The 11,963-nt window shown below is 39.5% G+C and carries 10 protein-coding genes; 9 read left to right on the forward strand and 1 reads right to left on the reverse strand.

Annotated elements, in window-relative coordinates:
• Nucleotides 1-368 precede the first annotated feature (368 nt).
• The 9 genes from EUBHAL_RS07330 (at nt 369) to EUBHAL_RS07370 (ending at nt 11,009) form a co-directional block, all read left to right on the forward strand.
• On the forward strand, nt 369-1,316 hold the full coding sequence (locus EUBHAL_RS07330) for an NTP transferase domain-containing protein (protein ID WP_005347313.1): 948 nt from the start codon (nt 369-371) through the stop codon (nt 1,314-1,316).
• 429 nt (nt 1,317-1,745) lie between these two features.
• A complete protein-coding gene (gene dpaL, locus EUBHAL_RS07335; protein ID WP_005347315.1) occupies nt 1,746-2,957 on the forward strand; it encodes a diaminopropionate ammonia-lyase in 1,212 nt (403 codons plus the stop codon).
• A 131-nt stretch (nt 2,958-3,088) separates the two neighbouring features.
• Nucleotides 3,089-4,465 (forward strand): YgeY family selenium metabolism-linked hydrolase, encoded by a 1,377-nt coding sequence (locus EUBHAL_RS07340; protein ID WP_044922484.1) that lies wholly within the window; start codon nt 3,089-3,091, stop codon nt 4,463-4,465.
• 72 nt (nt 4,466-4,537) lie between these two features.
• Nucleotides 4,538-5,737, forward strand: a complete 1,200-nt coding sequence (gene ygeW, locus EUBHAL_RS07345) for a knotted carbamoyltransferase YgeW (protein WP_005347318.1) — start codon at nt 4,538-4,540, stop codon at nt 5,735-5,737.
• Nucleotides 5,738-5,766: 29 nt separating this feature from the next.
• The gene (gene arcC, locus EUBHAL_RS07350; protein WP_334290886.1) at nt 5,767-6,717 is read left to right on the forward strand and encodes a carbamate kinase; all 951 of its coding nucleotides are present in this window, start codon (nt 5,767-5,769) and stop codon (nt 6,715-6,717) included.
• A gap of 13 nt (nt 6,718-6,730) precedes the next feature.
• The gene (locus tag EUBHAL_RS07355; RefSeq protein ID WP_005347323.1) at nt 6,731-7,117 is read left to right on the forward strand and encodes a RidA family protein; all 387 of its coding nucleotides are present in this window, start codon (nt 6,731-6,733) and stop codon (nt 7,115-7,117) included.
• Nucleotides 7,118-7,378: 261 nt separating this feature from the next.
• The gene (hydA, locus tag EUBHAL_RS07360) at nt 7,379-8,764 is read left to right on the forward strand and encodes a dihydropyrimidinase (RefSeq protein ID WP_022170435.1); all 1,386 of its coding nucleotides are present in this window, start codon (nt 7,379-7,381) and stop codon (nt 8,762-8,764) included.
• A gap of 83 nt (nt 8,765-8,847) precedes the next feature.
• Nucleotides 8,848-10,059, forward strand: a complete 1,212-nt coding sequence (locus EUBHAL_RS07365; protein WP_005347325.1) for a M20 family metallopeptidase — start codon at nt 8,848-8,850, stop codon at nt 10,057-10,059.
• Between the two features lie 149 nt (nt 10,060-10,208).
• Nucleotides 10,209-11,009 carry a zinc ribbon domain-containing protein gene (locus EUBHAL_RS07370; RefSeq protein ID WP_005347326.1) on the forward strand — a complete coding sequence of 267 codons (801 nt, stop codon included), beginning with the start codon at nt 10,209-10,211 and terminating at the stop codon, nt 11,007-11,009.
• 280 nt (nt 11,010-11,289) lie between these two features.
• On the opposite strand, the gene EUBHAL_RS07375 is transcribed toward EUBHAL_RS07370, so the two are convergent.
• Nucleotides 11,290-11,889, reverse strand: coding sequence for an Ig-like domain-containing protein (locus tag EUBHAL_RS07375; RefSeq protein WP_005347327.1), 600 nt, complete (start codon nt 11,887-11,889; stop codon nt 11,290-11,292).
• Nucleotides 11,890-11,963 lie beyond the last annotated feature (74 nt).

Consider the following 11,963-nt stretch of genomic DNA (forward strand, 5'->3'; position numbering starts at 1 on the left):
AGAAGAAGAGTAATTCTGATAGCGTGTTTGAAAAATCAAAAATCAATCTGTACATCTTGCTGAAACTATTTTTCAAACATGCTATCGTGAAATCAGCTAATGCTGATTTCATCTGTAAACATAAAGTAAAAAACTCTATAAAATATCATCTTATCAGTAAACAGATAGGACGATAAGTGATAAAATTTGTATTTCTATCTTTTTCTTTTACAAAATGAAATAATATAGAAATAATATAGTAAATTAATTATAATCCCTATTTTAAATAAAAAATTTGTTAAAAAAGCTACAGAAATGTAGCTTTTTTTGGTACTATAGTTTATAATACTTACAAATAAGTAAATTTGTGAAAGAAAAGGGAGAAAACTATGTTTGTTAGCAATGTAGGCGGAATTATTGCAGCGGCAAGTAAGGAGAGCGCACATCCTTTGCGAAAGACGGGAAAGATTCCAGCTATTAAAAGAATTGTCCTTTCCATGCAGCAGGCAGGTCTGTTTCCAATAGTAGTAGTTGTAGGAGCTGATGACTACGAGAGCAGATATCAGCTAAATAATCTTAATGTAGTATTTTTAATTTTAGAAGAGTCGGACGAAAAGAGAGAACTATTTCATTCGGTAAAAGCTGGTCTTTCTTATTTACAGGATAAATGCTTAAGTGTTGTATTTACCCCGGTAAATGCCCCCATGTTCATTCCGAAGACCATCGTGGAGATGCGAAAATATCACGATGATATCGTCGTACCTTCTTATAAGAAAAAAGCTGGGCATCCAGTGCTCATTTCCAATGAAATGATTCCTGATATCCTTGCCTATGATGGTGAAAACGGACTGCGGGGAGCCATCGAAAAATATGCAGGCAGAAGAGTATTTGTTGAGGTAGATGATATTGGAGTATTATCACTTAATCAGGAGGATGATGAACTGCAAAGCCGGATTGAAGAACATAATAAATCCATCCTTCATCCAATCCTTACTTTTGGAATTGGACACGAAACCCCGTTCTTCAATGCCCGTTTAAAATTATTACTTTTTTTAATAGAAGACTTGAATAATGTAAGAAAAGCCTGTGATACAATGGCATTATCTCCAGGAAAAGCCTGGGATATGATTAATGAACTAGAAGACAAACTCGGCTATACTGTCGTAAAAAGACGCCGAGGCGGACGAAATGGAGGAAAAACCTTCCTCACTGAAGACGGCCGTCAGTTCTTGATCACCTGCCAGAGATTTGAAGAACAGGTCATAAGTTTTTCAGAACAAAAATTCGAGAAAATGTTTCTCGAAAGCCATATGCTGGAAAAGAAAGAAGAGGAATAGGTAAAACAGATGTAATAGATAAACAGACGAACCCCCCAAATCTCTTTCGTAGATAACAAATTTATCTTTCCTATATTTTGCCAAAGTCAGAAGGTGCTGAAAACAAAGAGCCTCTATCTGTGGTCTCGGAGTTGCCAGAGTACGATATGGTCAAAAGTTCTTCCTTAAATATATTGATTTTGCGACTTTTGTGTTTTTTACAACGGAGTCAAAATCAATATATTTAAGGAGGAATTTTTGACTAGATATCTTCTCGTAACGAAGAAAGTCACAGATAGGGGCTCTTTGTTTTCAGCACCTTCGTCTCTTTTCAAATACCTCCAAAGAAGAATTTGCTAATCTGCCGTTATACCACTATAATAAAGACAACAAAAAACTTTTCATTACACCTAACAAAAAGTTTGTAGACTATTTTTATGGAGGAAAACAATGGAGAAAATCAAATGGATTTTGAATCAGATGCCAAAGAATGAAGATAAGAATCTTGCGGTAATGGCACTTGATAATGTAAATCAGGCAAGAAAGTTTCACCGCAGCTTTCCACAGTACTCAGTAACACCATTAGCAAAGCTTGATGGAATGGCTGGACAGCTTGGACTCGGCGGTTTATTTGTGAAAGACGAAAGCTATCGTTTTGGATTAAATGCGTTCAAAGTACTTGGCGGTTCTTTCGCAATGGCAAAATATATTGCAAAAGAGATGGGTAAAGATGTTAGTGAGATGACATATGATTATCTGACAAGCAAGAAGTTCCGCGATGACTTTGGACAGGCAACATTCTTTACTGCAACAGACGGAAATCATGGACGTGGTGTTGCATGGGCAGCAAATAAGCTTGGACAGAAAGCCGTTGTACATATGCCAAAGGGAAGCACACAGACAAGATTTGATAATATTGCGAAAGAAGGTGCTTCTGTAACAATCGAAGAGTTAAATTATGATGATTGTGTAAGACTTGCAGCAAAAGAAGCAGCAGAGACACCACATGGTGTTATCGTTCAGGATACTGCATGGGACGGATACGAAGAGATTCCTTCCTGGATTATGCAGGGATACGGAAGTATGGCTGGTGAGGCTGCAGAGCAGTTAAGAGAAGTAGAAGTAAACAGACCTACTCATGTATTTGTACAGGCAGGTGTGGGAAGTCTTGCAGGCGGTGTTGTTGGTTACTTTGCAAACCTTTATCCAAACAACCCACCGAAATTTATCGTAATGGAAGCTGGCGCAGCAGATTGCCTTTATAAAGGAGCAGAAGCTGGAGATGGCGAACCAAGAATCGTTGGTGGAGATCTTCAGACAATCATGGCAGGTCTTGCCTGTGGCGAACCAAATACAATTGGATGGGATATTTTAAGAAACCATGTTTCCGCATTTATTTCCTGTCCAGACTGGGTATCTGCAAAGGGTATGAGAATGCTTGCAGCTCCAGTAAAAGGAGATCCATCCGTAACATCCGGAGAATCCGGAGCGGTAGGAATGGGAGTTATTTCTTCTATTATGACAGACGATGCTTACAAAGAACTCAGAGAAGCATTGGAGTTAGATAACTCCAGTCAGGTGCTCATGTTCTCCACAGAGGGAGATACAGACCCTGATAAATATAAGAAGATTGTATGGGGCGGCGAATACCCAACCGTATAAAAATATCTTTTAGATAAATGAAATAAAGAAAATTTAAGGGCAGTGTGGTCGGAGAGAAATTAATATTCCCAATTTTCAGACTCCGTGAAATTTACCAACTGTAGATGAATGCAATATTTAGGAGGATAAAAATGGCATTAGATTTTCAGAAAATTAATGAAGCAGCAGAAAATTACAGAGCAGACATGGCAGCATTTCTTCGTGCGATGATTTCTCATCCAAGCGAAAGCTGTGAGGAAAAAGAAGTTGTTGCCTGCATCAAAGCAGAGATGGAGAAGTTAAACTTTGATAAAGTAGAAGTTGACGGATTAGGAAACGTTATCGGATGGATGGGAGATGGCGAAAAGATTATCGCAATCGACTCTCACATTGATACAGTAGGTATCGGTAACATTGATAACTGGGAACAGGATCCATACAAAGGATATGAAACAGATGAAATCATCTACGGACGTGGCGGTTCTGACCAGGAAGGTGGAATGGCAAGTGCTGTATACGGTGCTAAAATCATGAAAGACTTAGACCTCATTCCAGAAGGTTATAAGATTATGATTGTTGGTAGTGTACAGGAAGAAGACTGTGACGGAATGTGCTGGCAGTACATTTACAACAAAGACAAAATCGTTCCTGAGTTTGTAATTTCCACAGAGCCTACAGATGGTGGTATTTACAGAGGACATCGTGGAAGAATGGAAATCCGTGTAGACGTTAAAGGTGTTTCCTGCCACGGTTCTGCTCCAGAAAGAGGAGACAATGCAATTTACAAGATGGCTGACATCATCGCTGATGTAAGAGCATTAAATAACAACGGATGTGACGAAAGCACAGACATCAAAGGCCTTGTTAAGATGCTCAGCCCTAAATACAACCCAGAACATTACGAAGATGCACAGTTTTTAGGAAGAGGAACATGTACAGTATCTCAGATTTTCTACACATCTCCTAGCCGTTGTGCTGTAGCAGATAGCTGTGCAATCTCCATCGACCGTCGTATGACTGCTGGTGAGACATGGGATTCCTGCTTAGACGAAATCCGCGCACTTCCTAGCGTTCAGAAATACGGTGATGATGTTAAAGTTTCCATGTATATGTATGACCGTCCATCATGGACAGGAGAAGTATACGAAACAGAATGTTACTTCCCAACATGGATCAACAAAGAAAATGCTGCTCATGTTCAGGCATTAGTAGACGCTCATAAGGGACTCTTCGGAGATAAACGTATGGGACCAGATTCTAGAAAAGAACTTAGAAACCGTCCATTAATCGACAAATGGACATTCTCTACAAACGGTGTAGCAATTCAGGGACGTTACGGAATCCCATGTGTAGGATTCGGACCTGGAGCTGAATCACAGGCACACGCACCAAACGAAATCACATACAAAGATGACTTAGTAAGATGTGCAGCAGTTTACGTTGCAGCAGCAAACCTTTACAACGAAGACAACAAGACAGATGATGTTTCACAGTTCCGCGCTGGAAAAACAAATAACGACATTAAATAATTTATCTTTTTACCTTAGATAAATAAAATAAACAAGTTAATAAAAGAGTATTTCAAAATAAGGAGAATAAAAATGGACAAGAAATTACAGGGTTATATTGACAAATTAAACAAATTAAACTTCAAAGAAATGTACAACGGAGACTTCTTCCTTACATGGGAAAAGACAGATGACGAATTAGAAGCTGTATTTACTGTTGCTGAAGCACTTCGTTACATGAGAGAGAACAACATCTCTACAAAAGTATTTGAATCTGGATTAGGAATTTCTTTGTTCCGTGACAACTCTACAAGAACTCGTTTCTCTTTCGCTTCCGCTTGTAACCTTCTTGGATTAGAAGTACAGGATTTAGATGAGACAAAGAGTCAGATTGCTCATGGTGAAACTGTAAGAGAAACAGCAAACATGATTTCCTTCATGGCAGACGTTATTGGTATCCGTGACGATATGTACATCGGAAAAGGAAACAAATACATGCATGAAGTAGTAGATTCTGTAACACAGGGAAACAAAGATGGTGTTCTTGAGCAGAAACCTACATTAGTTAACCTTCAGTGCGATATCGACCATCCAACACAGTGTATGGCAGATATGCTTCACATCATCAATACATTTGGTGGTGTAGAGAATCTTAAAGGTAAAAAAGTTGCTATGACATGGGCTTACTCTCCAAGTTATGGTAAACCATTAAGCGTACCTCAGGGTGTTGTTGGCTTAATGACAAGATTTGGTATGGACGTTGTACTTGCACATCCAGAAGGATATGACATCATGCCAGAGGTAGAAGAAGTTGCTAAGAAAAACGCAGCAGAAAACGGCGGAAGCTTCACAAAGACAAACTCTATGGCAGAAGCTTTCAAAGATGCTGATATCGTATATCCAAAGAGCTGGGCTCCTTTTGCAGCTATGGAAAAACGTACAGACTTATATGCAGAAGGTGACCAGGCTGGAATCGATGCATTAGAGAAAGAATTACTTGCGCAGAACGCAGAGCATAAAGACTGGTGCTGTACAGAAGAACTTATGTCTACAACTAAAGACGGAAAAGCTCTCTACCTTCACTGCTTACCAGCAGACATCAATGGTGTATCCTGCAAAGACGGAGAAGTTGAAGCTTCTGTATTTGACAGATACCGTGATCCATTATACAAAGAAGCAAGCTACAAACCATACATCATCGCAGCTATGATTCTTCTTGCAAAACAGAAAGATATCACTGGAACATTAGAAGCATTAGCAGACAAAGCTACCCCAAGACACTTCGGTGAATAATTTAAGTCGTTTATTAATTCGCAGGGGGTATAGTTAGAGTGAGTAAAAGAATCGTCATCGCTTTAGGGGGAAATGCACTTGGAAGCAACCTTGAAGAGCAGATGAAAGCCGTAAAGAATACAGCAGTTGCGATTGCTGATTTAATTGAAGAGGGAAACGAAATTGTTATCGCGCATGGAAATGGACCACAGGTTGGGATGATTCAGAATGCGATGACAGAACTCAGAAGATCAAATCCTGAAAAGTATGTACAGTCTCCGTTATCTGTATGTGTGGCAATGAGTCAGGGATATATCGGATATGACCTTCAGAATGCACTTCGCGAAGAGTTATTAGATCGTGGAATTCAGAAAGACTGTGCGACAATGCTTACACAGGTTGAAGTAAGTCCGGATGATCCGGCATTTAAAAATCCAACCAAACCAATCGGTTCCTTTATGACAAAAGAAGAAGCAGATGAGCTTGTAAGGGAGAAGGGTTATAAGGTAATCGAAGATTCCGGACGAGGCTACCGCAGAGTGGTAGCTTCCCCGAAACCAGTATCTATTGTAGAGATTGACACAATCAAAGCATTAGTAGAAAGCAACCACGTTGTCATCGCATGTGGTGGTGGTGGAATTCCTGTATTTAAAACAGGAGGACATCACTTAAAAGGTGCAGCCGCAGTAATCGACAAAGATTTTGCCGCTGAGAAACTTGCAGAACAGTTAAATGCAGACTGTCTGATTATACTTACTGCTGTGGAAAAAGTAGCCATCCATTTTGGCACACCAGAACAGGAGGCACTTTCCGAGCTTACACCAGAACTTGCTGAGAAATACATTGAAGAAGGTGAGTTCCCAGCAGGTTCCATGCTTCCAAAGGTACAGGCAGCCGTAGCATTTACCCAGTCTGGAGAGGGAAGAACATCTCTTATCACCTTACTTGAGAAGGCAAAAGATGGAATTGCCGGAAAGACGGGAACATTAATTCATCAGTAGAGGAGCAAATGTTATGAATAAAGCATTACATACAGACAATGCACCTGCTGCTATCGGACCATATTCCCAGGCAGTACAGGCAGAGAAAACAATTTATGTATCTGGTCAGCTTCCAGTAGATCCTGCGACAGGAGAATTTGCTGGAGAAGACATTAAGGCACAGACAAAACAGAGCCTTACAAACATCAAGAACATCCTTGCATCTGCAGGAGCAGATATGAGTGATGTAACAAAGACTACAGTTTTACTTCAGGACATTGCAGACTTTGGAGCAATGAACGAAGTATATGCAGAATTTTTCACAGAACCATATCCAGCACGCGCAGCTTTTCAGGTTGCCGCTCTTCCAAAGGGCGCAAAAGTAGAGATTGAAGCGGTAGCTGTAATTTCTGAGAAATAATTACGATGAATAACTATTCAGAATCAACTCCTATAGTGTCTATAGTGCTTATGAAAAATACACCTGATTCTGAATAGTTAAAATAATCATACGAGAACCATATCAGGAGAAGGGAAACCCGCCAGAATCAGGAAAAGGGAAACCCGCCATTACGATATGTTCTTATAAAGAAAGACTTCCCGTTGATACAGATTGTACTGTGATAACGGGATTCTTTTATATTCTCAACTTGTAATGATTATACGAAAAGGAGAAGAACATATGAAATGGCTTATAAAAAACGGAACCATTGCTTCAGAAGAAAAAACATTTCTGGCTGACTTGTTATTAGAAGATGACAAAATCATAAAAATCGATACGAACATAGAAGACGCGGAAGCAAAGTGTATTGATGCAGAAGGATGTTATGTTATGCCGGGTGCAGTAGATATTCATACACATATGGATTTGGATGTCGGGATTGCAAGGGCTATTGATGACTTTTATACAGGAACGATTGCTGCGGCCTGTGGTGGTACAACAACTATCATTGACCATATGGCATTTGGACCAAAAGGCTGCAATCTGATGCATCAGGTAAAGGAATATCACAAGCTTGCAGATCATAATGCTGTAGTTGATTACGGATTCCACGGCGTTTTTCAGCATGTTAATGATGATATATTAAAAGAAATGAAAAAAGTTGTCAAAGACGAGGGAATCACCAGCTTTAAAATTTATATGACCTATGACTATAAACTTTCTGATGAAGACATCGTTCGTGTATTAAAACAGGCAAAAGAAGATGGTATTTTAATTACGGTTCATTGTGAAAATGATGGTATCGTATCTTACTTCCGAAAGAAATTTGTGGGAGAAGGGAAAACAGAAGTAAGATATCATCCATTAAGCAGGCCAAATGAAGCAGAAGCAGAAGCTGTAAACCGTATGTTATATCTTGCAAGTGCTATAGGAGATGCTCCTGTATACATCGTACATCTTTCGACAAAAGAGGGATTAGAAGAAATTCGTCAGGCAAAGAAACGAGGACAGAAACATATCGGAGTGGAGACTTGTCCACAGTATCTATTGCTTACAGATGACTTGTATGATGATTCATCTGAAGGGTTAAAGGCAGTGATGGCTCCACCACTGCGAAAGCCAGCAGATAATGAGGCATTATGGGATGGCCTTAAAAACAATGAAATTGATACTGTAGCAACCGATCACTGTCCATTTACTTTCAAAAGGCAAAAGCAGCAGGGAGCAGATGATTTTACAAAATGTCCAAGTGGCGCGCCGGGAGTAGAAGAAAGATTATCTTTATTATATTCTGAGGGTGTGTGCAAAGGGAAAATTTCCATGGAACAGCTTGTAAAATACGCCTGTACCAATCCAGCAAAGGTCGGAGGAGTCTATCCACAAAAAGGTACACTCTCTGTCGGTTCTGATGCAGATATTGTGATCTTTAATCCAAAGAAAAAATGGACAATGACAAAGAAAAAAATGTATGGTGCTGCCGATTATACCTGTTATGAGGGACGAGAGATCGAAGGTAAAATCGACCTTGTAATGCAGAGAGGAAAGATTCTTGTAAAAGACGGAGAATTCCTCGGTGAAAGAGGAGACGGTAAATATTTAAAGAGAGGAAAAAGCAGCATCGTCTAAAAAAATACAAAAGGGGCAGCAAAACTTATAAGCAGAATAATACGAATATTTTGAAAGTTTCTTGAGAGGTGTTATAAGTAGAAATGGAAACATATGAAGAGAGTGTTGAACTTACCAGAACATTTGTCAAAATAGAAAGTACAAATCCTGGAACAGAAGAAGCAGCAATGAGAGAGGCTATCCTTGCTTATCTAAAGGATACTTCCTGCGAAATCCAGCTTGACGATGTAGGAAATGGCAGAAAAAATGTAATTGCCACATTGTGGCCGGAAAATACAAAAGAAGAAAGTATAAAAGAAAAATACAAAGAAGTTCCAATGTTTATATTTATCTGCCATATGGATACTGTCGTTGTAGGAGAGGGGTGGACGAAGAATCCATTTGGAGCAGAAATAGAAGAGCAGAATGGAATTTTACGAATGTATGGCAGAGGAAGCTGCGATATGAAGTCCGGACTTGCCTGTGCATTAGCGACTTTTAAAAAGACGGCAAGACGCCTTGAAAAAGGAGAAATTTCTTTAAAATGTCCGCTTCGAATGATATGCACTATCGATGAGGAGGGCGATATGACCGGCTCCGACCATATCGTAGAACAGGAATTCGTAAAAAAAGAAGATTATGTTTTAGACTTAGAACCGACGGATGGTGAGATTCAGATGGCACATAAAGGCAGACTATGGTTTCACGTTCATGTAAAAGGAATTACCGCTCATGCCAGCAAGCCAGAAAAAGGAGCGGATGCAATATTTGCAGCATCAAAGTTTATCGTACAAATACAAGAAATATTTGAGCATTTTCCAGTGCATGAAGAACTTGGCTACTCTACCATTACATTTGGCCAGATTCAAGGCGGCTATCAGCCTTATGTAGTACCAGATGCCTGCACAATTTTCATTGACTGCCGGTTAGCACCTCCGGTAACCGATCAAATCGTTGTTCAACATTTTAATAAAATCATTAAAGAAATCGAAACCCAGATACCAGGAATAAAGATTTCCTACGATATTACGGGAAACCGCCCATATATCGAGAAAAATCCAGATTCTATACTTCTTAAAAACTTAAAAGAAGCCGTAGAGGCAGAAACAAAACAAAAAGCAGTCGTTAAAGCCTTTACCGGCTACACAGATACCGCAGTCATCGCCGGAAGACTGCACAATACAGAATGTATGTCCTACGGTCCAGGAAGCCTGCAGTATGCACATAAACCAGATGAATTTGTAGAGATTCGGGATATAATAAGGTGTGAAAAAGTAATGAATCATTTGGTAATGTCCCTGTGTGAAGAGAGATAAACAGACTGACAGACGAAACTCTGAGGAAATATGAGATATGCTTCCTTCGGTTTGTCTCCTCCCTGGTAAAAATCAAGAAACCTCCCCTCTTTTCTTTTGTGTAAAAATGCTTTATTATTATACAAGATATTTGAAATGAGGTGAACATAATGTTTTGTAGCAATTGTGGTGCAGAAGCAGAAGGTAATTTCTGTAAGAACTGTGGTGCTCCGCTTCCAAAAGAAGAGCCATCTACAGAGAAAAGCAATGAATCCATTGATGCGGAATATAAGGTATATGATGAGGAAGAAGACCAGAAACAAAAAGACAAACAGAAAAATGTAAAAGTCACGATAAAGAATAAAAGAGGCGGCTCATCAAGAAACACAACAACGACAAAGAGAAAGCGCCGTTCCGCTTTAAGTAGTGGTGGAGATGCTGTGTCAAATGCAGCCTCCACAGCAGGTAATGTTGTAGGAAAGAGTGTAAAGACAGCAGGAAATATCCTTTTTACCGGTTTACATTGGCTTTGCGCCTTATTAATGATTGGTATTGTATTACAGATTTTTAAGAATGTCTGGAACTATACCAGCGTAAGTACAATTATGGGACTGGCATCATCAAGAGATATAGACACCATTGTATTTATCGGCGGAAGTGCTTTCTTCATCCTGTTTGGAATCATTGAAGCACTGTGGATTCTTGGTTCTAAAAAAGTAATGGACATGGGAGTACTTAGAAACATAGATACCGGAAGAGGAATTTTCGCATTTGGATTATTCTTAGTAATTACGGTACTTACTCCATTTATTGATGGATTCCTTACTTTTGGATATAATGGAATGGCTGGCGGCCAGTGGATTTTACATGCATTTACCGGAAACAATGGTATATTTTACTGTGCAGTACTTGGATTAGTAATCTCTTTCATTCGCAAAATGAGAGGAAGCATTCGGGGAATGATAGCATAGCGGCTTCTGATTTGCGAGGCTGCAAAGCAGACGGACTCCTGAAGCTAAATAAAGCATATTTGTGACTTTAGTCGCGGCAGTTTGAATGTTCGCTTAAAGCGCTCGCATCCAAACCTTGCTCCGAGGCCACAAATATGCTTTATTTATCTTCAGGAGTTCTGTGCGTTGGCAGCTCAGAAAACCAGTTGGAATAAATTCTGAATTCGTTTAGGCAGACAAAACACAGCCCATAGGATATTATATTCCCTGTGGGTGTCTCCTTTGCTGCGCAAATCAAAATTTAAAAGCACACCTTGCATCCGCGGTTCTTCGGACAACTAGAAATAGAACCATGATAAATCGTTCTTGATCGACTCAAAGTCGGACAATTTGGTGTGCGATGATAAACTGCACCGCCTGGTGTCCAATAAACAGTACTGCCGTTTGTTTTTGAAGAACCACTACCAGAACCGCTCTTATTAGAGGAACTTTTCTTAGCGGCTTTCTTTTTCGCAGTAACAGTAACTTTGCAGGTTGCCTTTTTACCGGATTTTGTGTAGATAGTAATTCGAACTTTACCAGCTTGTCGAGCGCTAATTACTCCTTTTTTAGAGACAGTAGCAACCTTTTTATTAGAAGATTTGCATTTTTTTACAGAATCGCCTTTGGCATAAGATGCCTTTAAACGATATGATTTTCCGGCAGTTAAGGAAATAGTTTTCTTATTTAACTTCACAAATGGTTTTAATTTAGGAATAGAAACCGTTTGTGTTTTATCACAGATCCAACATTCTCTTTTTTTTGTTCCTGTTTTAAAAACCGTAGATTTTTTTACGATCCACCAGTCGCTCCAGTCATGCTTTCCGGTAGCAGGAATGGTGAGTCGTTGTTCTTCATACAAAAACCTCCTTGTCTTTTGCGTATATTCTCGGGTAAGCAGAATACATCAGCTTCTGTCCCCAAATCCCCACCTCC

The sequence above is a fragment of the Anaerobutyricum hallii DSM 3353 genome (assembly GCF_000173975.1).
Classification (GTDB): Bacteria; Bacillota; Clostridia; order Lachnospirales; family Lachnospiraceae; genus Anaerobutyricum; species Anaerobutyricum hallii.

Bases quoted from the DNA above. Each gene is read 5' to 3' on its own strand.
- ygeW (WP_005347318.1), top strand. From the start codon at position 4,538: ATGGACAAGAAATTACAGGGTTATATTGACAAATTAAACAAATTAAAC.
- EUBHAL_RS07330 (WP_005347313.1), top strand. From the start codon at position 369: ATGTTTGTTAGCAATGTAGGCGGAATTATTGCAGCGGCAAGTAAGGAG.
- EUBHAL_RS07340 (WP_044922484.1), top strand. From the start codon at position 3,089: ATGGCATTAGATTTTCAGAAAATTAATGAAGCAGCAGAAAATTACAGA.
- hydA (WP_022170435.1), top strand. From the start codon at position 7,379: ATGAAATGGCTTATAAAAAACGGAACCATTGCTTCAGAAGAAAAAACA.
- dpaL (WP_005347315.1), top strand. From the start codon at position 1,746: ATGGAGAAAATCAAATGGATTTTGAATCAGATGCCAAAGAATGAAGAT.
- EUBHAL_RS07365 (WP_005347325.1), top strand. From the start codon at position 8,848: ATGGAAACATATGAAGAGAGTGTTGAACTTACCAGAACATTTGTCAAA.
- EUBHAL_RS07370 (WP_005347326.1), top strand. From the start codon at position 10,209: ATGTTTTGTAGCAATTGTGGTGCAGAAGCAGAAGGTAATTTCTGTAAG.
- EUBHAL_RS07355 (WP_005347323.1), top strand. From the start codon at position 6,731: ATGAATAAAGCATTACATACAGACAATGCACCTGCTGCTATCGGACCA.